This window comes from Kitasatospora sp. NPDC001547, assembly GCF_042894165.1.
Taxonomy (GTDB): Bacteria; Actinomycetota; Actinomycetes; order Streptomycetales; family Streptomycetaceae; genus Kitasatospora.
Genome location: NZ_JBIAVL010000021.1, coordinates 1 through 18,694 on the forward strand (window position 1 = coordinate 1; position 18,694 = coordinate 18,694).

19 protein-coding genes are annotated in these 18,694 nt (G+C 75.8%); 6 read left to right on the forward strand and 13 right to left on the reverse strand.

The window, feature by feature from the left end; translation table 11 throughout:
• Window positions 1–167: 167 nt before the first annotated feature.
• From ACFY0X_RS29115 to ACFY0X_RS29165, 11 genes are all read right to left on the reverse strand, one after another.
• Window positions 168–1,412 carry a CynX/NimT family MFS transporter gene (locus ACFY0X_RS29115; RefSeq protein WP_387758957.1) on the reverse strand — a complete coding sequence of 415 codons (1,245 nt, stop codon included), beginning with the start codon at window positions 1,410–1,412 and terminating at the stop codon, window positions 168–170.
• 63 nt (window positions 1,413–1,475) lie between these two features.
• Complete coding sequence (locus ACFY0X_RS29120) at window positions 1,476–2,198, reverse strand: FadR/GntR family transcriptional regulator (protein WP_387758959.1); 723 nt, start codon at window positions 2,196–2,198, stop codon at window positions 1,476–1,478.
• A 149-nt stretch (window positions 2,199–2,347) separates the two neighbouring features.
• On the reverse strand, window positions 2,348–3,193 hold the full coding sequence (locus ACFY0X_RS29125) for an HAD family hydrolase (RefSeq protein ID WP_387758961.1): 846 nt from the start codon (window positions 3,191–3,193) through the stop codon (window positions 2,348–2,350).
• Window positions 3,194–3,244: 51 nt separating this feature from the next.
• A complete protein-coding gene (gene serS / locus ACFY0X_RS29130) occupies window positions 3,245–4,519 on the reverse strand; it encodes a serine--tRNA ligase (RefSeq protein WP_387758963.1) in 1,275 nt (424 codons plus the stop codon).
• 517 nt (window positions 4,520–5,036) lie between these two features.
• Window positions 5,037–5,972, reverse strand: coding sequence for a prephenate dehydratase (gene pheA, locus ACFY0X_RS29135; protein WP_387758965.1), 936 nt, complete (start codon window positions 5,970–5,972; stop codon window positions 5,037–5,039).
• A 147-nt stretch (window positions 5,973–6,119) separates the two neighbouring features.
• On the reverse strand, window positions 6,120–7,457 hold the full coding sequence (gene efeB / locus ACFY0X_RS29140; RefSeq protein ID WP_387758967.1) for an iron uptake transporter deferrochelatase/peroxidase subunit: 1,338 nt from the start codon (window positions 7,455–7,457) through the stop codon (window positions 6,120–6,122).
• Complete coding sequence (locus tag ACFY0X_RS29145) at window positions 7,454–9,514, reverse strand: FixH family protein (protein WP_387758969.1); 2,061 nt, start codon at window positions 9,512–9,514, stop codon at window positions 7,454–7,456. Before ACFY0X_RS29145 ends, efeB begins: the two co-directional genes overlap by 4 nt.
• A gap of 12 nt (window positions 9,515–9,526) precedes the next feature.
• The gene (locus tag ACFY0X_RS29150; RefSeq protein ID WP_387758971.1) at window positions 9,527–10,039 is read right to left on the reverse strand and encodes a copper chaperone PCu(A)C; all 513 of its coding nucleotides are present in this window, start codon (window positions 10,037–10,039) and stop codon (window positions 9,527–9,529) included.
• Window positions 10,036–10,704, reverse strand: a complete 669-nt coding sequence (locus ACFY0X_RS29155) for an SCO family protein (RefSeq protein WP_387758972.1) — start codon at window positions 10,702–10,704, stop codon at window positions 10,036–10,038. The genes ACFY0X_RS29150 and ACFY0X_RS29155 overlap by 4 nt, the downstream gene beginning before the upstream one ends.
• A 79-nt stretch (window positions 10,705–10,783) precedes the next feature.
• A complete protein-coding gene (locus tag ACFY0X_RS29160; RefSeq protein WP_387758973.1) occupies window positions 10,784–11,533 on the reverse strand; it encodes a YcnI family protein in 750 nt (249 codons plus the stop codon).
• A 184-nt stretch (window positions 11,534–11,717) separates the two neighbouring features.
• Window positions 11,718–12,533, reverse strand: a complete 816-nt coding sequence (locus tag ACFY0X_RS29165; protein WP_387758974.1) for a hypothetical protein — start codon at window positions 12,531–12,533, stop codon at window positions 11,718–11,720.
• Window positions 12,534–12,763: 230 nt separating this feature from the next.
• Here ACFY0X_RS29165 and ACFY0X_RS29170 point away from each other — a divergent pair, with 230 nt between their 5' ends.
• From ACFY0X_RS29170 to ACFY0X_RS29180, 3 genes are all read left to right on the forward strand, one after another.
• The gene (locus ACFY0X_RS29170) at window positions 12,764–13,402 is read left to right on the forward strand and encodes an ATP-binding protein (protein WP_387758976.1); all 639 of its coding nucleotides are present in this window, start codon (window positions 12,764–12,766) and stop codon (window positions 13,400–13,402) included.
• A 72-nt stretch (window positions 13,403–13,474) separates the two neighbouring features.
• On the forward strand, window positions 13,475–13,708 hold the full coding sequence (locus tag ACFY0X_RS29175; RefSeq protein ID WP_387758977.1) for a hypothetical protein: 234 nt from the start codon (window positions 13,475–13,477) through the stop codon (window positions 13,706–13,708).
• 21 nt (window positions 13,709–13,729) lie between these two features.
• Window positions 13,730–15,040: an amidase gene (locus ACFY0X_RS29180; protein ID WP_387758978.1), complete on the forward strand. Its 1,311-nt coding sequence runs from the start codon at window positions 13,730–13,732 to the stop codon at window positions 15,038–15,040.
• Here the strand turns inward: ACFY0X_RS29180 and ACFY0X_RS29185 are convergent.
• Window positions 15,037–15,678 (reverse strand): TetR/AcrR family transcriptional regulator, encoded by a 642-nt coding sequence (locus ACFY0X_RS29185; RefSeq protein ID WP_387758980.1) that lies wholly within the window; start codon window positions 15,676–15,678, stop codon window positions 15,037–15,039. The two genes, ACFY0X_RS29180 and ACFY0X_RS29185, sit on opposite strands and share 4 nt — an antisense overlap.
• 175 nt (window positions 15,679–15,853) lie before the next feature.
• Between ACFY0X_RS29185 and ACFY0X_RS29190 the strand changes: the two genes are divergently transcribed.
• Together ACFY0X_RS29190 and ACFY0X_RS29195 are read left to right on the forward strand one after the other, a co-directional pair.
• The gene (locus ACFY0X_RS29190) at window positions 15,854–16,720 is read left to right on the forward strand and encodes an alpha/beta hydrolase (protein WP_387758982.1); all 867 of its coding nucleotides are present in this window, start codon (window positions 15,854–15,856) and stop codon (window positions 16,718–16,720) included.
• Window positions 16,717–17,334 (forward strand): TIGR03086 family metal-binding protein, encoded by a 618-nt coding sequence (locus ACFY0X_RS29195; protein ID WP_387758984.1) that lies wholly within the window; start codon window positions 16,717–16,719, stop codon window positions 17,332–17,334. Before ACFY0X_RS29190 ends, ACFY0X_RS29195 begins: the two co-directional genes overlap by 4 nt.
• 72 nt (window positions 17,335–17,406) lie before the next feature.
• Here ACFY0X_RS29195 and ACFY0X_RS29200 read toward each other — a convergent pair whose 3' ends face one another.
• Window positions 17,407–17,565, reverse strand: coding sequence for a hypothetical protein (locus tag ACFY0X_RS29200; RefSeq protein WP_387758986.1), 159 nt, complete (start codon window positions 17,563–17,565; stop codon window positions 17,407–17,409).
• A 203-nt stretch (window positions 17,566–17,768) separates the two neighbouring features.
• On the opposite strand from ACFY0X_RS29200, the gene ACFY0X_RS29205 reads away from it, so the two are divergent.
• Window positions 17,769–18,590 carry an integrase gene (locus ACFY0X_RS29205; protein WP_387758987.1) on the forward strand — a complete coding sequence of 274 codons (822 nt, stop codon included), beginning with the start codon at window positions 17,769–17,771 and terminating at the stop codon, window positions 18,588–18,590.
• The last annotated feature ends 104 nt before the right edge of the window (window positions 18,591–18,694 follow it).

Below are 18,694 nucleotides of genomic sequence, written 5' to 3' on the forward strand. Positions count from 1 at the left end.
CCCGCGGCCCGCCCCCCCCCCCCCCGCCCCGCCCCCCCGCCCCGCGGCCCGCCGCCCCCCCCCCCCGCCCCCCCCCCCCCCCCCCCCCCCCCCCCCCCCCCCCGCGGGGCCCCCCCCCCCCGGGGGGGGCCCCCCCCCCCCACGGCCGTGCTCCCGCGGTGAGCGGCTCAGAGCGTGCGGTTGCGGCCCGCGCCCCAGCCGGCCACGCCGACCACCAGGGCGAGCACCAGCATCAGCGCCAGGGTGGCCTCCCACCCGCCGGTCAGCTGGTGCAGCGCCCCGGCGCCGACCGGACCGGCCGCCGCGACCAGGTAGCCGATCGCCTGCGACATCCCGCCCAGCTGGGCGGCGCCGCCCACGGTGCGGGTGCGCAGCACGATGAACGCCAGCCCCAGGCCCAGCGAACCGCCCTGGGCCACCCCGAGGATGGTCGCCGACGCCCACGCGGCGGAGACCGGCGCGATCAGCAGCAGCGCGATGCCCAGCCCGTTCAGGGCGGCCATGGTCACCGCCAGCGCGCGCTGGCTGGTCATCCGGCCGGCCATCAGCGGCACCAGGAAGGCGCCCGCCACCTGCACCAGGTTGGAGAAGGCGAAGACCAGACCGGCCTCGCCGCGGTCCATGCCGTGGTCGGCCAGGATGGTCGGCATCCACGCGACCAGGGTGTAGACCAGCAGCGACGAGATGCCCATGAAGAGGCTGATCTGCCAGGCCAGCGGGGACTTCCAGATGCCCTCGATCGGCTTGCCCGGCGCACCGGCCGCGGCGGCCGCCGTCCCCTGCCGCTCCTGACGGGAGCGCAGCACCTGCGGCAGCCAGGCCACCGCCGCGACCAGCGCGAGCAGCGACCAGGCGCCGAGCGACGCCCGCCAGCCGCCGCCGAGCGCGTGCTCCAGCGGGACGGAGGTGCCGGCCGCCAGGGTGGCGCCGACCAGCATGGTGGTCGAGTAGACGCCGGTCATGGTGGCCGCGCGGTCCGGGAACTCGCGCTTCACCAGGCCCGGCATCGACACGTTCAGCACCGCGATGGCCACGCCGATCACCACGCAGCCCGCGTACAGGGCCGCCACCGAGGGCAGCACCCGCAGCAGCACGCCCGCGCCCAGCACCAGCACCGCGCCGAGCACCACCCGCTCGACGCCGAAGCGGCGGGTCAGCCGGGGGGTGAGCGGGGCACCGGCGCCCTGGAAGAGCACCGGGACGGTGGTGATCAGCCCGGCCGCGGTGGCGGACAGGCCGAAGGTCCGCTGGATCTCGCCGACCATCGGCGAGACCGCGGCCAGGCAGGCGCGCATGTTCAGCGCGACCAGCACGATGCCGGTCAGCAGCAGGAGCGGATGGGCCAGCCGGGTGCGGACGGGGAGCGGGGCGGGAGTGGTGACAACCGGCTGCTGGGCACGGGTGACGGCCATGGGTGTGCTGTTCTTTCGTGAATGTGCGTGGATGCGGACGGCGGAACGGAGGCTCGCGCCGTCCTACTTCCGGGCCGCGATGGCCGCGAGCAGCTGCTCGACGGCCGCGGTCGGGCCGGCGAGCAGCGCACGACACGCCGCCTCCGCCCGGTCCGGATCACCGCTCTCGATCGCGTCGACCAGCGCCTCGTGGGTGGCGACGACCGCCTCGGGCATGTCGTGGTCGCCGAAGGCCGAGGTCATCGCCTCGCGTACGGAGGCGCCGAAGTAGCGGTACACCTCGGCCAGCGCCGGGTTGTGCGCGGCCTCGACGACGGCGGTGTGGAACTCCAGGTCGTGCTCGACGGTGGCCTCGCGGCTCGCCCGCTCGGGGTGGGCCGCGAACACCTCGGCCTCACGGGCCAGGGCGGCGCGCATCCGCCGGATGTCCTCGGGGGTGTGCCGCAGCGCGGCCAGCCGGGCGCCCTCGGTCTCCAGCGCCGCACGGACCTCCAGGACGTCCCGGATTCCGGAGCGCTGGACGCCGCGCAGCACGGACGCCGGGTCGCTGGTGGAGCGGACGAACGTCCCCTCGCCCTGCCGGGAGACCAGCATTCCGGCGTGCGCCAGCACCCGGATCGCCTCCCGGACGGTGTTCCGTCCGACCTGCAGCTGCTCGGCCAGCTCGTGCTCGGTGGGGATCCGCGACCCGACCGGCCACGCCCCGCCCGCGAGCTGCTCCCGCAGCTGCTCGATCGCGGTGTCCACCAGGGAGCGCCGTCCGGCCGCCTGCAAACCGCCGCTCATGCCGGACCTCCCTCTCCACCGCATACGTCCTACCGGTCGTCGGTCATCCTACAACCGCTTGCCCGGTCATCCTACAACCCACCCGTGAACAGGCCGTGAACAGCGGTCGGCCCGCTCGGACGGCCGGGCCGGCGCCTTCGCGGGAGGCGTCAGCGCGGCGGGTAGAGCCCCTCCAGGACCACCGCGACGCCGTCCTCGTCGTTGCTGCCGGTGACGGCGTCGGCGACGGCGAGGAGCTCCTCGTGGGCGTTGGCCATGGCGACGCCGTGGGCGGCCCAGCCGAACATCGGGACGTCGTTGGGCATGTCGCCGAAGGCGATGGTGTCGGCGCCGCGGACGCCCAGACGGCGGGCGGCGACGGCCAGCCCGGTGGCCTTGGACAGGCCGAGCGGGAGCAGCTCGACCACGCCGGCGCCGGCCATCACCACGCCGACCAGGTCGCCGGCGGCACGGCGGGCGGCCTCGGCGAGGGCGTCGTCGCCGAGGGCGTGGTGCTGGATGTACAGCTTGCTGAGCGGGGCGTCGAACAGGCCGGTGCGCTCGACCCGGACGATCGGCAGGTCGGAGCCGATCCGCAGCTCGTAGCCGGGCCCGGCCAGTACCTGGCCGTCGAGGCCGTCCTGGTTGGCGGCGACGGCCAGCGGGCCGGTCTCGGCCTCGATCTTCTCGATCGCGAGCGCGGCGAGCCGCCGGTCCAGGGTGAGCGAGGTGAGCAGCTTGTGCGCGCCGGCGTCGTACACCTGGGCGCCCTGGCCGCAGACCGCTATGCCCGTGTAGCCGATCTCGTCGAAGACCGGGCGGGCCCAGACCGCGGAGCGCCCGGTGACGATGATGTGCAGCGCGCCCGCGTCGGTGGCCGCGGCCAGGGCGGCGCGGGTGCGCTCGGAGACGGTCTCCCCGCTGGTGAGCAGGGTGCCGTCGAGGTCGGTGGCGACCAGCCGGTAGGGCAGGTCGCCACCGTCGGGGGAGCCGTGGCGGGGGCTGGTGGTGCTCATGGGCCGTACGTCTCCCGGGAGTAGCGGGTGGTGCTGGGTGGTGCGGCCGGGTTACTTGACCGGCTGGAGGACGGTCCGCCCGCCGAGGTACGGCCGCAGCGCCTCGGGCACGACGACCGAGCCGTCGGCCTGCTGGTGGTTCTCCAGGATCGCCACGATGGTGCGCGGGATGGCGACCAGGGTGCCGTTCAGGGTGGCGAGCGGGCGGGTCCTGCCCTCCTCGCGCATCCGGATCGACAGTCGGCGGGCCTGGTACTCGGTGGTGTTGGAGGTCGAGGTGACCTCGCGGTACTTGCCCTGGGTGGGGATCCACGCCTCGATGTCGAACTTGCGCGCGGCCGAGGCGCCGAGGTCGCCGGAGGCGACGTCGATCACCCGGTACGGCAGCTCCAGCGCGTTGAGGAAGTCCTTCTCCCACTGGAGCAGGCGGCGGTGCTCGTTCTCCGCGTCCTCGGGAGTGGTGTAGACGAACATCTCCACCTTCTCGAACTGGTGGACGCGGATGATGCCACGGGTGTCCTTGCCGTAGGTGCCGGCCTCGCGGCGGAAGCAGGACGAGTAGCCGGCGTAGCGCAGCGGCAGCTTGTCGGCGTCGAGGATCTCGTCCATGTGGTACGCCGCGAGCGGGACCTCGCTGGTGCCGACCAGGTACCGGTCGTCCTCGGCCAGGTGGTAGACGTTCTCGGCGGCCTGGCCGAGGAAGCCGGTGCCGTCCATGGCGGCCGGGCGGACCAGGGTCGGGGTGATCATCGGGATGAAGCCGGCCGCGGTGGCCTGGGCGATCGCCATGTTGACCAGGGCGAGCTCCAGCAGCGCGCCGACGCCGGTCAGGTAGTAGGACCGGGCTCCGGCGACCTTGGCGCCGCGCTCGGTGTCGATCGCGCCGAGGATCTGGCCGAGCTCGACGTGGTCGCGGGGCTCGAAGCCCTCGGCGGCGAAGTCGCGCGGGGTGCCGATCTCCTCGAGGGTGACGAAGTCCTCCTCGCCGCCGACCGGGGCGGCCGGGTCGATGAGGTTCGCCAGCGAGCGGAGCAGGCGGTCGGCCTCCTCCTTGGCCGCGCTCTGCTCGGCGTCGGCGGCCTTGACCTCGGCGGCGAGGTCCTTGGTGCGCTGGAGCAGGGCGGCCTTCTCGTCGCCCTTGGCCTGGGCGACCTGCTTCCCGAGCACCCGCTGCTCGTTGCGCAGTTCGTCGAAGCGGCTGCCCGAGGACCGGCGCCGTTCGTCGGCGGAGAGGAGGGCGTCGACCAGGTCGACGTCCTCGCCACGGACGCGCTGCGAGGCGCGCACTCGGTCAGGGTCCTCACGGAGCAGGCGAAGGTCAATCACAGGCCCTAGCGTACCGGGCGACCGTTCCTCCACCGGTACCGCTTTTCCCCTGGGGATAACTCCCCCGGGCCTGTGGATAACTTCTGGGGGCCACCGCGCGGCGGCAGGTTATCCACAGGTTCGGCCGCAGGCCTGTGGATCAAAGGGGAGGATCGCCTTCCGCGTGAACGAACCAGGGGATTGAGGTTTCAAACCTCAATCAACCTTCTCGAGTGAGGGAATTGAACCACTCGGACGGGTGATTTGCTGGCAACCGGGTGACTCTGGTCCGATTGGTCATCTCTGCGATGCAAACCGATGATCCGACCCGTTCTGGGCAATGGCTATACCGGTTTGTCGACTCGTCCCCAGGCCTGTGGATAACTCCGGGCTTGTGGACAGCGGAGGGCCTGTGGACAGCGGGGTCGCGGCCCGGGCGGCCTGTGGACGACGGGGGAGGTGGCCCGACCGCCCTGATCGGCCCGGTCCGGAACGGTCCACAACGGTCGGAAAAGGTCCGAAAGGCAAAAGGCGTGGCTCAGATGTCGGCGCGGCCGTCGAGTGCGCGGGAGAGCCAGTCCGCCGCCGAGGTGAAATCCGCGTCCGAGGTCCCCGGCCGCCGGTGGGCGGTCGGCTGCCGGTCGGCACGCGGATAGGAGCCGAGGTACCGCACCTGCGGGCAGATCCGCTTGAGGCCCATCATCGCCTCGCCGACCCGGCGGTCGGACAGGTGGCCCTCGCAGTCGATCAGGAAGCAGTAGCTGCCCATCCCCTCACCGGTCGGGCGGGACTCGATCCGCATCAGGTTGACCCCGCGCACCGCGAACTCCTGGAGCAGCTCCAGCAGCGCACCCGGGTGGTCGTCCGGCAGCCAGACCACCATCGAGGTCTTGTCCGCGCCGGTCGGCGAGGAGACCCGCCCAGGGCGGCCGACCAGCACGAAGCGGGTCGCCGCGCTCTTCGCGTCCGCGATCTCCTTGACCAGCGGCTCCAGCCCGTAGATCGGCGCCGCGAACTCGCCCGCGAACGCGCCGTCGTAGCGGCCCTCGGCGACCAGCCGGGCGCCGTCCGCGTTGGAGGCGGCCGACTCCCACTTCGCCTCCGGCAGGTTCGCCGCCAGCCAGCGCCGCACCTGCGGCTGGGCCACCGGGTGGCTGGTCACCGTCTTGATCCCGGACAGCTCGGTGCCCGGCCGCACCAGCAGCGCGAAGGTGATCGGCAGCAGCACCTCACGGTAGATCATCAGCGGTGCGCCGGAGGCGAGTTCGTCGTTGGTCGCGGTGACCGCGCCCTCCACCGAGTTCTCGATCGGGACGAACGCCCCGGCCGCGTCCCCGCCGCGCACCGCGTCCAGCGCCAGCGCCACCGAGGACAGCGGCACCAGCTCCCGGGTCGCCGCTTCGGGCAGGGTGTGCAGGGCGGCCTCGGTGAACGTGCCGGCCGGTCCGAGGTAGGTGTAGCGGGTGGCCGACATGACGCCTCCGTGGGATCTCGGGTGCTGCGCGGGCGGGTTGTGCCGAAGCAGTCACCATAACGAGTCCGCGGCCCCGGCAGGAAAGCGTTCCGGTGGCCGGGACCGCGGCGGTGGACTTCGCGGGTCCGTCGCCGGACCCGGGCGGAACTACCCCTCCAGCAACTGCTGGCCGAGGTAGCCGCCGGGCGGTGCGCCCGGCGGCAGCGCGTACAGGCCGCCGGCCTCGTGCCGCAGGAAGCGGGAGAGGCCGTCGCCCCGGGAGAGCTTGCGCTGCACCGGCGTGAAGCCCCTGCGCGGGTCGGCCTGGAAGGCGAGGAAGAGCAGCCCGGCGTCCGGCGAACCGTCCGGCAGCAGCCCGTCGTGGTACGAGAAGCCGCGCCGCAGCATCGCCGCCCCGCCGTTGGCCGCCGGGGCGGCGACCCGGATGTGCGCGTCGGCGGGGATCGCCAGGGTGCCGTCCGGGCCCTGCGCGGAGAGGTCGACCGGGGACCGCTCGCCGGCCCCTGCGGGCGCGCCGAGCGGGGCGCCGTCCGACTTGCGCCGCCCGATCACCCGCTCCTGCCGGTCCACCGGCAGCGCCTCCCAGTGGTCCAGCAGCATCCGGATCCGCCGGAACACCAGGTACGAGCCGCCGGCCAGCCAGGCCGGCTGGTCGCCGCCGGCGGCGCAGAACACCTTGGCGGCGAAGCCCTCCTCGTCCGGCCTGGGGTTGTTGGTGCCGTCGATCTGGCCCATCAGGTTGCGCCCGGTCACCGGCCGGGCGGCGGCGCCGGGGGTGCGGGCGAAGCCGGCCGACTGCCAGCGCTGCGCCGCCGTACCGGCCGCCAGCCGCTGGAGCACCCGCAGGGCGTGCACCGTGACCAGGGCGTCGTCCGCGCCGATCTGGACGAACAGGTCGCCGTCGCCGCGGGCCGGGTCGAGCGCGTCGCCGGGGAAGGCGGGCAGCGGTTCGAGCCCGGGCGGGCGGCGGTCGGCCAGCCCGGCCTTGTCGAACAGCGCGGCCCCGAAGCCGACCGTGACGGTGAGCGAGCAGGGCCCGGCGTCCAGCGCGACCTGGTTGTCGAACTCCTCGGCCGGCTCCCCGGCGGTCAGCCGCTCGGCCGCCCTCGTCCAGCGCTGCAGCAGGGTGCGCAGCCCGTCCCGGCCGACGCCCTCGGCCAGGTCGAAGGCGGCCAGCTGGACCCTGGCCTGCGCCGGGTCGGTGATCCCGGCCTGGTGCTCGCCGCGGAACGGCACCCGGGCCGTGCCCAGTGCCCCGCCGGCCGGGCCCGCCGGGAGCGCCGCCGGGCCGGGCCGCCCCTCCAGGGCGACCGCCCCGGCGACGCCCGCGCCGGCGCCGGCCAGCAGCCCGGCCCCGGCGGTGCCGAGCAGCGCCCGCCGGGTGAAGCCCCCGGGGCCCGTCGACGCGTGCTCCGCCGACGACTGCTCCGCCGGGGCGCGGTCGGGCGACCCGTGGCCCGTCGAGAGGTCCGTCACCCCGCTCATCCGATCTTGAACTGCTGGGTCGGGGTGGTCTGGTCGATGTCGGAGGAGCGGACCTGCACCGACACCACCCAGTTGCCCGCCAGCGGCAGCTGCGCGGTGCCGGTCCAGCGGCCGGTGCCCTCCGGGGTGAGCGCGACCGGCAGCGGGCCGAGATCGCGGTCCGGCAGGGTGAAGGCGAGCTGCACCTCGGGGACGTCCACCGGCTGCCCGTCCGCGCCGTCCAGCGCGAGCCGCACCTCGTTCGGACCGGTCCGGGCCGGGTTGAGGGTGACGGTCGCGGTGCCCTTGGCGTTCGGCGTCCGGCCCTTGGTGTCGTACGGGAGCTTGAGCTCGACGGTGCGGCCCGGCTCGGTCTGCGGCGCCGCCCCCGCCGCGGCCCCGCCGGCACCCGGAGCGGCGGCCGCCCCGGCCCTGATCTCGCCCGCCACCCGCCCGGGCGGGGAGTTGGTGAGCATCGTGGTGACCACCAGCACCGCCACCGCGACCAGCGCCTCGACCAGCACCGAGCGGCGCAGCCCGGCCCGGGTCGGGGTCAGCCCGCGGTCGCGTCCGGCGCTCTGCCGGGCGGCCCGCTGGCGCTCCAGCTGGGCCTGCCGGACCGGGTCCTCGCCGTGGGCCGCCACGGCGACCGGCTCCGGCAGTTCGGCCGGGGCGACCTCCACCGCCTCGGCCGGGGCCGAGCGCAGCCTGGCCAGCCAGGAACGGGACATCCAGGCGACGCCGAGCATCGCGACCACGCAGCCGCTCTTCACCAGCAGCAGCCGCCCGTACTCGGTGCCGGTCAGCGCGCCCCAGCTGCCCAGGCCGCGCCAGGACTGGTAGATCCCGGTGGCGGCCAGCACGGCCACCGAGCCGAAGGCGATCTTCGAGAAGCGGTCCACCACCTCGGCGCCGACGCCCTCGCGCAGGGCGACCAGCAGCGCGGCCAGCCCGCCCAGCCAGAGCGCCATGGCGAGCAGGTGCAGGATGCCGAGCGGCAGCGCCAGCCAGACCTGGATGCCCACCGAGGCGTGGTCGGCGCCGACCCAGGTCGCCGAGAGAGCGACCGCCAGCACCAGCCCGGCCACGCCGAGGCCGAGCCGGACCTCGCGCTGCGGCCGTTCGGCGGCCCGCTGCTCCAGCTCGCGCAGTTCGCGCAGCTCGGCCGCCTCGGCGTCCTCCTCGGACGCCACCGGGCTGCCGGAGCCGTCGGAGCCGTCGGAGTCGCGCTCCGCCTCGTCCCGCGGCTGCGGGACGACGGGCCGCGGCGGCTGCCCCAGCTGTCCGACCAGCAGCGACAGGAACACCCCGCCCGCCGCGAGCAGCAGCAGCCGGGCGGCCAGCGCGGTGCCGATCCGCTCGTCCAGCGTGGCGCGGATCAGCGACAGGTCGAAGGCCTGCCCGACACCCGAGCCGCGCTCGTACGGGCCGCGCAGCATCAGCACCGCCACGGTGGAGACCAGCAGCGCCGTCCAGCCGGTCATCAGCAGCCGCTGCACCCGGCGCCGGGCGGTGCCGGCCGGCCAGCAGACCAGCACGAAGGCGGCGACGCCGGCCAGCAGGGCGAAGGCGGTGTACGCGACGGTGCGGCCGGTGCCGTACAGGGCGGCGACCAGGCCGTCGGCCTCGACGTCCTGGAGCGCGGTGGCCGACACCGAGGTGTCCGAGGGCGCGCCGATCGAGAAGGTGAACGCCCCGCCGACCGGGTGCGAGTCGTCCGAGACGGCCCGCCAGGCCACCGTGTAGGTGCCGTTGGCCAGCCCGCTCCGCAGCCCGACCCGGGCGGTGTTGCCCTTGCCGTCGGCGTGCGCCGGGTCGCCGGTGTCCACGGCCTTGCCGGCCGGGTCGAGCACCCGGACGGAGTCGCCGGAGAGCGAGACGGACTCGCTGAAGGTCAGCGTCACCGCCTGCGGGGCGGTGGCGACCACCGAGTTCTGCCGCGGGTCGGTGGAATCCAGGACGGCGTGCGCGGAGGCCGGCCCGGCGCCCGCGAGCATCAGCGCGAGCAGGGCGCCGAGCACTCCGAGCACCCCGGCGGTCCGGCGGTGGGTGGCCTTCTCCAGGCCGACCGACTGCATGGTGGCGGTCCCCTAACTCTGGTTCGGGCGGTAGGTGAGCTCCTTGACCGGCACCTTGACGGAGATGGTGCCGGACTTGGCGAAGGTGAGGTCGAGCTCCAGCTCGTCGCCGAGGACCGGGGCCTTCCGCCACCCCGTGATCATGAGGTGGTTGCCGCCCCGGGCGAGCTGCAGGGCGCCGTGCGCGGGCACGTCCAGGCTGTCCACCTGCTTCATCGTCGACTCGGTCGAGCGGTGCATGGTGACCGATTCGGCGGCCGGGCTGGTCACCTTGAGCAGCTGGTCCTGCCCGCCGTCGTTGCGGACCGTCAGGTAGCCGGCCGCCATGCCGCCGGCCGGGGGCAGCGGGACGTAGCTGTCGGCGACGCTGAGCCGGGCCGGGCCGCCGGCACCGCCCTGGCCGCCGGAGCCGGCGTCCGTCCCGCAGGCGGCCAGGATGGCGCCGCCGCCCAGGGCCGTCGCGACGACGGCGCCGAGCAGGGCGCTGCGGCGGAAGCGGCGGGTTCCGGTCTGCGCCGGGGTCACGCCGCGACCCCCTTGGCGAGCAGCGGCAGGTCGTGCTCGTAGGTCTTCTCCTCGGTGCCGCTCATGTAGAGCACGTGCGCCTTGTCGTCCGAGGGGAGGAAGGCCAGCACCTGCGCGCCGTGGGTGGAGGTGACCGTGCCGTCCCCGTTGACCACCGGGTCCTCGATCATGATGCCGAGCGACTTGGCGGCGGTCTTCACCTTGGCCAGGTCCCCGGTGAGGCCTATGAAGTCGCTGCCCATCGAGTCCAGCCAGGTGCGCAGCACCTTCGGGGTGTCGCGCTGCGGGTCGGTGGAGACGAAGACGACGTTGACCTTCTGCCGGTCCTCGGGGGAGAGCGCCTTCATCGCGACGCCGATGTCGCCCATGGTGGTCGGGCAGACGTCCGGGCAGCTGGTGTAGCCGAAGAACAGCAGGGTGGCCTTGCCGTTGGTCTGCCGGCGCAGGTCGAAGGGCTGGCCGGAGGTGTCGGTCAGCTGGAGGTCCGGCTTCTCGAAGTTCTTGGCGAGCTTGGTGCCCTGGTACGGGGTGTCCTCCTTCTGCCGGGTGACCTTGGCGGCGGTGGAGCCGCCGCCGGAGGAGCCGCAGGCGGAGAGCGTCAGGGCGGCGGCCAGCGCGAGGGCGGCGGCGCCGGCCAGCCGGGTGGTGCGGGTGGTGCGGGGCATGGGAGTTCCGATCGTGCGGGGGTGGGACCGCCGGCGGGGCCGCGCCCGGTGGAGGGACGCGGCCCCGCCGGCGCGGGGATCAGGAGGCGGAGCCGCCGCTCCTGCGGCGCAGGCCGAGCACGCCGACGGCGGTGCCGATCACGCCGACCACGATGCCGACCACGCCCAGCGTGCGGGCGGTGGAGTCGCCGGAGTCGGCGTCGCCGGAGGCGGCGGCGTGGTCGGAGCTGTCCCCGTGGGCGCCGGCGGCCGGCGAGGCGGTGACGCCGTGGCCGTCGCCCGCGGCGGCCTTGGTGAGCTTCAGGACGGGCGCGGGCTTGGCCGGCTCGGGCTGGCCGTCCTTGCTCTCGTCGATCCAGCGGGCGACGTCGCCGTTGTCGTAGGTCTGGAGCGTCTTGAAGACCAGGTTGTCGGTGTCGGTCGGCAGCGGGCCGAGCGAGACCCGGAACTCCTGGAACTGGCCGGGGGCGATCCTGGTGCCGGTGTCGGCGGTCCAGGTGATCTTGGAGACGGCCTCGGTGACGTCGTTGCCGTGCACCTTGATCGGCTTGTCGAGCTTGGCCTTCTCGACCGTGGCGGTCCAGCCCGGCAGCGGCAGGGTCCGGACCGAGGCCAGCGGGTGGTCCAGCGGGAGGTTGACCTCCAGCTTCACCGTGCCCGCCGAGTCGCTCTCGTTCGGCACCCGGAAGTCGACGGCCGTGTAGCCGCCCTGGGAGGCGGCGCCCGGGTTCACGGTGACGTGCGCGGAGGCGGGGCCGGCCAGCGCCACCACGGAGGCGGCGGCGGTGAGGGCGACGGCGGCGAGACGGCGGGTGGGAAGGGAACGCATGATGCGGGTCTCCGATCGGAGCTCGGCGGCGGCCGGTGCCGGGCGACGGACGTGAGCCGTGCCGCGGGGCCGCGCGCGGGGAGGTGGGGGGCAGAGCCTCGGGCCGTTCCGGTGGTCGGGGAACGGCCGGACGGTGCGCACACCGGGCACCCGGTACGGCCGGAGGGCCGCCAGGAGACGCCGGTCAGTACGCGAGGGCCCCGCACGGCGGGCCGCGCCGCACCACGCTGTGCCGCAGCACGGCACCCGCCGGGAACAGGCTCTCCCCGCCCCGGGCACCGAACCGGCGGGCCGGGCCGGCCACGCCGAACAGCCCGCGCAGCAGCGCGGCCACCAGCGCGAACGCCGTACGCAGCGGCGCCGCCCAGTGCTCCCGGGCCGCCGTGGCGGCCACCCGCAGCAGCCGCCAGAGCGCCGCCTCGCCGCGCCGCAGCCACCAGCCCGCGACCAGCGCGGCGCCCAGGTGCCCGGCCAGCATCGACGGCGTCATGCCGAACAGGCCGGCCTGCCACCAGGGCGCGGCGGCGAACGCGTGCGGATCCAGGCCCGCGGAGGAGACCAGCTGCTCCGGGGACGGGCCGCCGGCCAGGCCGACCAGCGTGCCGGGCCGGGCCTCGTTGCAGATCAGCCGGCCGGCCACCTGTGGCACGGTCAGCGGACCGGAGCCGCCGTGGTGCATGCCCGGCATCGAGCCGTCGAAGCCGTGGAAGAGGCAGTGCAGTCCGAGCTGACCGGCGCCCAGCGCCCCGGCAATGGCCGCCAGCGAACGCTCCCGCCCGCCGCAGACCGCCGCGAACGCCAGCACCGCGGCGAAGCCCAGCGCCAGCGCGGTCGGCGGCACGTTCCCGCCGCCCGCCAGGGCGTGCCCGGCGGCCGCGATCAGGGTGCACACCAGCGCGAACGGGACCGCCCGGGCAAGCCGCAGGTCCCAGGCGGCGGACCCCACCGGCCGGGCCGGTCCTGGGGCGCCCGGGAGCGGGGCGGCGGCGAGGGCAGTCATGGCCGGGCCATCCTCTCATTGCGTACGCCACCGACACGGGCAGGGTGGGAAATCCCTACGAATGCCCCTTTCGGCCGCGGCGTGCGAGGGGGCGTACGCGTCGCCCGGCACAGACCCCGTCCCCCGGTCCATCCGCCGAACGGGCGGTAGCGGCCCCCGGGCACGGTTCACCCGGGAATCGCCCGGAGATACCTAGTTGTATGTGGAGCCGCAGCCAGGAGGGACCTCCCGTGGACATCTGGTGGACTCTGCACCTCAAGCGCGACCCGGCCAGCGTTCCGCTGGCCCGGCGCATCCTGCTCGGTGCGATGGCGACCGCGGGCGTCGACCCGCAGATCGCGGACGACCTCGGCGTCGCCCTCACCGAGGCCTGCGCCAACGCCGTCGAGCACGGCGCCACCGGGCGGCCCGACGACGGCTTCCAGGTCACCGCCTCGATCTGCGGCGACCGGCTGCGGATCGAGGTCACCGACTCCGGCCCCGGCCTGCCCGCCCCCGCCGCCGCGCCCGCCCGCCGCCCGGCCGCCCCGGCCCAGGCCCGTCCGGCACTGCCCGGCCGCGCCCCGCGCCGCACCCGCCGCGGCCGCGCCACCGTCCCGGCCCGCGTCCTCGCCGCCCACCACCCCCGCCGCGACGGCCACCCGTACGACACCCACGTCCTGCCCTGCCGCCCCAGCGCCCCCACCCTGCGCCCGGTCGACCTGGACGCCCTCCCCGACCTCACCGCCGAATCCGGCCGCGGCCTCTTCCTCATCCACGCCCTCACCGACCACGTCCAGCTGCGCAACCACCCCCTGCGCGGGGCGATCGTCAGCTTCGACAAGATCCTCAAGTGGCAGGACGGAGCGCTGCTCCAGGCCGCGTCCTGACCGTCGCCCGGCCCGGCCCGGTGGCCGCGGGCCCCGGTTGCCGGGGGTGGGAGGGGATCGGACGATGGGGGGATGATGCACCAGATGCGAGCCGAGTACGGCGCCGGCGGTGCGGCCGAGGGGGTTCGGCTGTGGCACGTGGTCCGGGGTGAGGAGAGCGTCGCGATGTGCGGGCGGGAGCTCGATCCGGGGGCGCGGGTGCGGGAGGCGGTGGACTGGGGGAGGACCCCGGAGCTGTGCTGCCACACCTGCGGGGCGTACTTCCTGCGCGAGGCGCCGTACCTGGCGGGCGAACACCGCCCCTGAGGCCGGTCTACCGTGACCGGCATGGAGGAACCACTCGTCCGGTGGCGGCCGTTGACCGACGAGGCCGCCGGGCTGCGCGCCGGTGTGCCGGAACTGCCCGAGTACGTGGACCGGTTGTGCGCGCTGGTCGAGCGGGTGGACCCGTTGGTCCGCGCGTTCGTGCCGGAGCCGGGGCGGCACGGACGGCTGCGGGCGCAGGCGCGGGAGCTCGCCGCGCGGTACCCGGAGCCGGTCGGGCGGCCGCCGCTGTACGGGGTGGCGGTGGGCGTCAAGGACGTCGTGCACGTGGACGGGCTGCCCACCCACGGCGGTTCGGCGCTGCCGCCCGGGGTGCTGGCCGGGCCGCAGGCCGTGGTGGTGGACCGGCTGCGGGCGGCGGGGGCGCTGGTCGCGGGCAAGACGGTGACCGCCGAGTTCGCCGCGAGCGCCCCGGGCCCGACCCGCAACCCGCACCATCCCGGGCACACCCCGGGCGGCTCCAGCAGCGGTTCGGCGGCGGCGGTCGCGGCCGGGCTGGTGCCGCTGGCGGTCGGCACCCAGACGGTCGGCTCGGTGGTCCGCCCGGCCGCGTACTGCGGGGTGGTGGGCTTCCGTCCGACGTACGGCCGGATCCCGACCACCGGGGTGATCCCGAACGCGCCGAGCTTCGACACCCTCGGGATCTTCACCGCCGACCTGGCGGGCGCGGCCCTGGCGGCCCCGCTGCTCTGCGACGGCTGGCGGGCGGTGCGGGACGGGTCGGAAGCGCCGGTGCTCGGGGTGCCGGACGGGACGTACCTGGAGCGGGCCGAACCGGCCGCGCTGCGCGCCTTCGAGGAGCAGGCGGCGCGGCTGGCGCGGGCCGGGTTCGCGGTGCGCCGGGTCGAGCTGTTCCCGGACTTCGCCGGGATCGTCCGGCAGTTGCAGACGGTCAACCGCTTCGAGCTGGCCCGGAGCCACGCCGACTGGTTCGCCCGCTTCGGCGGGCTCTACCGGCCGGAGACGGTGGCGGGCATCCGGGCCGGCCAGGGCGTCACGGCGGAGGACCGGGCGGCCGCCCTGCGGTTCCGGGAGCGGCTGCGCGAGCGGGTGGCGGAGGCGGGCGCGGCGGCCGGGGTGGACCTGTGGCTGGCGCCCTCGGCGACCGGCGGCGCGCCGGAGGGCCTGCACAGCACCGGGGACGCGGTGATGTCGCTGCCGTGGAGCTTCCTCGGGCGGCCGGCGCTGAGCCTGCCGGCCGGGCGGACCCGGGAGGGGTTGCCGCTGGGGCTCCAGGTGGTCGGGGCGGAGGGCGGCGACGAGCGCTTGCTGGCCCAGGCCGCCCTGGTCGAACGGGCCCTGGCGGACGGTTAGACGAGCGCCGGGTCGGCCGGGTCGGCGGCCTCGGCGCGCAGCAGGCGCAGCAGCAGGCGGCCGGCCCGCTCGTACGGGGTGTCCTCGTCGTGCAGCACGGCCTGGGAGTTGGCCGTCTCCAGGACGGCGATCAGGGCGAAGGCGAGGTCCCCGAGGTCGGTGTCGGGGCGCAGGGCGCCGGCGGCCCGGGCGTCGTGGAGGGTCTCGACGACGGTGTCGAACCACTCGCCGGCGCAGCCGGCCAGGGCGTCCCGGACGGCGCCGGGGCGGGCGTCGAACTCGGCGGTGACCTCGTAGAAGAAGCAGCCGCCGGGGAAGACCCGGGCGCGGGAGTAGGCGAGCCAGCCCTCGCAGAGGGCCCGGGCCCGGGCGAGGCCGGGCGGGGTGTCGGCGACCGGGGTGACGACGGCGTCGGCGAAGATCCGGCGGGCGGCGCGGACGGTGGCCAGCTGCAGTTCCTCCTTGGAACCGAAGCCGGCGAAGACGCCGCTCTTGCTGAGGCCGAGGTCGGTGGCGAGGCGGCCGATGGAGAGCGCGTCCAGGCCCTCGACGGAGGCGATCTCGACGGCGCGGCGCAGCACCGCCCGGCGGGTCTCCTCGCCGCGTAGAACCCGTCCGTCCGTGGTCGGTCCGGCCATCGTCCGCCCCTGTTCTGCTCGTCGTGGGTGCCGCCCAGGGTAGTGCGTGGGCCGTGGCGGGCCCGGACGCGAGCCTGGGCGGGCCCGGGGAATCCCCGGAAAACTGCACGAACGGTCGTGCTAATATCTCGCCCGAGCGAGGCGTGACAAGGAGCGCGGAGAGCAGGGAGACCCGATGGACCCGACTCAGGGACTGATCCGTACGACCCTCAACCCCACCGCCCGGATCGCCCCCGGCCTGGCCGGGCGGGCCGCCTTCGAGCTGTTCAGGCACCCGCTGCGGCGCAGCCGGGTGCGCGGTTCGGAGCGGGAGGTGCACGAGCGGGCGGTGACCGAACGGCTCTCCGTGGGCGGCAAGCCGGTGGTCGGCTACCGCTGGGGAAGCGGCGAGCGGCCGGTGCTGCTGCTGCACGGCTGGCGCTCCCGGGCCTCCCGGTTCGCCCCGTACGTCCCCCGGCTGCGGGCGCTCGGGCTGAGCGCCGTCGCCTTCGACGCGCCGGGGCACGGCGACTCCGGCGGCCGGACCACCAGCGTGCCGGAGTACCGCGAGCTCGCGCTGCGGCTCCAGGACCGGTACGGGCCGTTCGAGGGCGTGGTGGCGCACTCGCTCGGTGGCTGCGCGGCCTTCGGGGCGCTGGCCGACGGCCTGCGGGCGGGGCGGCTGGCCGCCGTCTCCGGGGTGTCCCGGGTCGGCTTCTTCCCGGCCGCGTTCTGCGCCGGGCTCGGGCTGAACGCCGACGTGGAGCGGGCGTTGCGGGCGCGGATCGAACAGGAGCTGTTCGGCGGGGACGCCGGGGGCTGGGAGCGCTACGACGCGGCCCGCCAGGTCGACGCGGTCGGCGGCACGGTCCTGGTGGTGCACGACGAGGACGACACCGTCGTCCCGTTGAGCGAGGCGCACCGGCTGCGCAGGGCGTACGGGGAGCGGCTGGACTTGGTGGTCACCCGGGGGCTCGGCCACCGCCGGGTCATCGCCGAGCCGGCGGTCGTCGACCAGGTGATCGGATTCATCTCCGCCGGACTGGAGGCCGCTGCCGCATGAGGAGCACCGTGATCGTCGAACTGCACGCGCGGGCCATGGAGTTGGCCGTCCAGGTGGTGGACGGCGTGCGGCCGGACCAGCTGGACCTGCCGACCCCCTGCGCCGGCTGGACGCTGCGCGGACTTCTGGAGCACTGCGTGGGCCAGCACCAGGGCTTCACCGCGGCCGCCCGCGGCGCCGGGCCGGACCCGGCGCTGTTCGCGGACGCCCCGCTCGGCGCCGACCCGGCCGGCGCCTTCCGCCGCAGCGGGGCCGACCTCACGGCGGCCTTCCGGGCGGCGGCCGCCGCGGAGCGGCCGCTCTGGCTGCCAGAGATCCGCGACGGCGGGCCGTTCCCGTTCGCCGCGGCGGTGGGCTTCCACCTGCTGGACACCCTGGTGCACGGCTGGGACGCGGCCGCCGCGCTGGGCACCCGGGACGGGCTGGTCGCGGCGGTGGACGGCGACGACGCGCTGGCCACCGCGCTGCTGACGGTGGCGCAGGCCGTCCCGAGCACCCCGGAGGCCAGGGCGCCCGGGCGGGCCTTCGGTCCGGGGCTCGAACCCGGCGGTGGCGACGGCCGGTCGGCCCGCGCCCTGGCGCTGCTCGGCCGCGACCCGGCCTGGAAGCCGTAGCGGCCCAGCGGACTCGGGGCGGCGGGGCTGCGGGCGTCGGGGGCGTCCGGGACACAGGGGATCCCGGAAGGCCTAGGCGATCCGGGAGCTCCCGGTGCCCCGGGTGTGGGTGCCCCGGGTGTCGGGGCCGCGCCGCTCGTCGGGGAAGCGCGGCCCGCCGATCAGGAAGAGCAGTACGGCGGTCGGGAAGCCGAGCGAGGCGGCCAGCACCACGATGAACTGCCAGAACATCTTCCGCTCCTCGTCAGTCGCGGGCGGCCCGGACACCCGAAGGTGATCCCAAACCCGACCCGCTCCGATTGGCCGAATCGTCCGGTCACTGTCCGACGGTATGGCCGAATCACCCCCGCTGCCACCGGGCACCGCGCACCGGCCGGCGCCGCACCGGCGCACGGGTCTGGGCGCGGGCCGGGGGCGGCGGCCACACTGTCGGGATGCAGCTACAGCTCGCAGGGGAAGCACGGCGGCCCGACCGCGAGAGCGAGGACTTCGCGGCGGCCTCGCCGGAGGCGCTGGTCCTGCTGGACGGCGCGAGTTCGCCGACCGGCCTGGAGTCCGGGTGCCGGCACGGCACCGCCTGGTACGTGCGCCGGCTGGGCGTGCACCTGCTCGCCCGGCTCACCGACCGGCCGGACCGCTCGATCGCCGAGTGCCTGGCCGACGCCATCGTGGAGACGGCCGCGCTGCACGGCGGCCGCTGCGACCTGGCCCATCCCAACACCCCCGCCGCGATGGTCGTCGCGGCCCGGCGGCACGGCGGGGCGCTGGAGTACCTGGTGCTCGGCGACTCCCTGCTGGTGCTGGAGCCCAAGGACGGCCCGCCGAGGGTGATCGGGGACAACCAGCGCTTCCCCGGCGGGGAGGCGCTGCGCCGGAAGGTCTGGCAGACCGTCCCCGGCTCGGCCGAACGCGCCGCGCTGCACCTGGAGTACGCGCTGGCCGTGCGGGCCGCCCGCAACCGGGGCAACGGCCCGTGGATCGCCGCCGCCAGCCCGCGGGCGGCCGAGCACGCCGAGACCGGCTTCGTCCCGCTGGACGGACTGCGCGCGCTGGCCGCCCTCACCGACGGCGCCTCGCGCTACACCGAGCGCTTCGGGCTGGGGAGTTGGGGCGATGTGCTGCGGCTGCTCGACGAGTCGGGGCCGGGCGAGCTGATCGCCCAGGTCCGGGCGGTGGAGCGGGCGGACGCCGAGTGCGAGCGCTGGCCGCGCGGCAAGACGCACGACGACGCCTCGGCCCTCTACGCGCTGTTGTGACCGGGGTACGGCGCGGGGGGGGGCGGGGGGGCCCCCCCGCCCCCCCCCCCCCCCCCCCCCCCCCCCCCCCCCGCCGGGGGGGGGGGGCCCCCGCCACCAACCCC

What these genes read in the sequence shown, in the direction of transcription:
- ACFY0X_RS29115 (WP_387758957.1), bottom strand. Translation starts at nt 1,412, where the DNA reads ATGGCCGTCACCCGTGCCCAGCAGCCGGTTGTCACCACTCCCGCCCCG.
- ACFY0X_RS29120 (WP_387758959.1), bottom strand. Translation starts at nt 2,198, where the DNA reads ATGAGCGGCGGTTTGCAGGCGGCCGGACGGCGCTCCCTGGTGGACACC.
- ACFY0X_RS29125 (WP_387758961.1), bottom strand. Translation starts at nt 3,193, where the DNA reads ATGAGCACCACCAGCCCCCGCCACGGCTCCCCCGACGGTGGCGACCTG.
- pheA (WP_387758965.1), bottom strand. Translation starts at nt 5,972, where the DNA reads ATGTCGGCCACCCGCTACACCTACCTCGGACCGGCCGGCACGTTCACC.
- efeB (WP_387758967.1), bottom strand. Translation starts at nt 7,457, where the DNA reads ATGAGCGGGGTGACGGACCTCTCGACGGGCCACGGGTCGCCCGACCGC.
- ACFY0X_RS29145 (WP_387758969.1), bottom strand. Translation starts at nt 9,514, where the DNA reads ATGCAGTCGGTCGGCCTGGAGAAGGCCACCCACCGCCGGACCGCCGGG.
- ACFY0X_RS29155 (WP_387758972.1), bottom strand. Translation starts at nt 10,704, where the DNA reads ATGCCCCGCACCACCCGCACCACCCGGCTGGCCGGCGCCGCCGCCCTC.
- ACFY0X_RS29160 (WP_387758973.1), bottom strand. Translation starts at nt 11,533, where the DNA reads ATGCGTTCCCTTCCCACCCGCCGTCTCGCCGCCGTCGCCCTCACCGCC.
- ACFY0X_RS29165 (WP_387758974.1), bottom strand. Translation starts at nt 12,533, where the DNA reads ATGACTGCCCTCGCCGCCGCCCCGCTCCCGGGCGCCCCAGGACCGGCC.
- ACFY0X_RS29175 (WP_387758977.1), top strand. Translation starts at nt 13,475, where the DNA reads ATGATGCACCAGATGCGAGCCGAGTACGGCGCCGGCGGTGCGGCCGAG.
- ACFY0X_RS29180 (WP_387758978.1), top strand. Translation starts at nt 13,730, where the DNA reads ATGGAGGAACCACTCGTCCGGTGGCGGCCGTTGACCGACGAGGCCGCC.
- ACFY0X_RS29185 (WP_387758980.1), bottom strand. Translation starts at nt 15,678, where the DNA reads ATGGCCGGACCGACCACGGACGGACGGGTTCTACGCGGCGAGGAGACC.
- ACFY0X_RS29190 (WP_387758982.1), top strand. Translation starts at nt 15,854, where the DNA reads ATGGACCCGACTCAGGGACTGATCCGTACGACCCTCAACCCCACCGCC.
- ACFY0X_RS29195 (WP_387758984.1), top strand. Translation starts at nt 16,717, where the DNA reads ATGAGGAGCACCGTGATCGTCGAACTGCACGCGCGGGCCATGGAGTTG.
- ACFY0X_RS29200 (WP_387758986.1), bottom strand. Translation starts at nt 17,565, where the DNA reads ATGTTCTGGCAGTTCATCGTGGTGCTGGCCGCCTCGCTCGGCTTCCCG.
- ACFY0X_RS29205 (WP_387758987.1), top strand. Translation starts at nt 17,769, where the DNA reads ATGCAGCTACAGCTCGCAGGGGAAGCACGGCGGCCCGACCGCGAGAGC.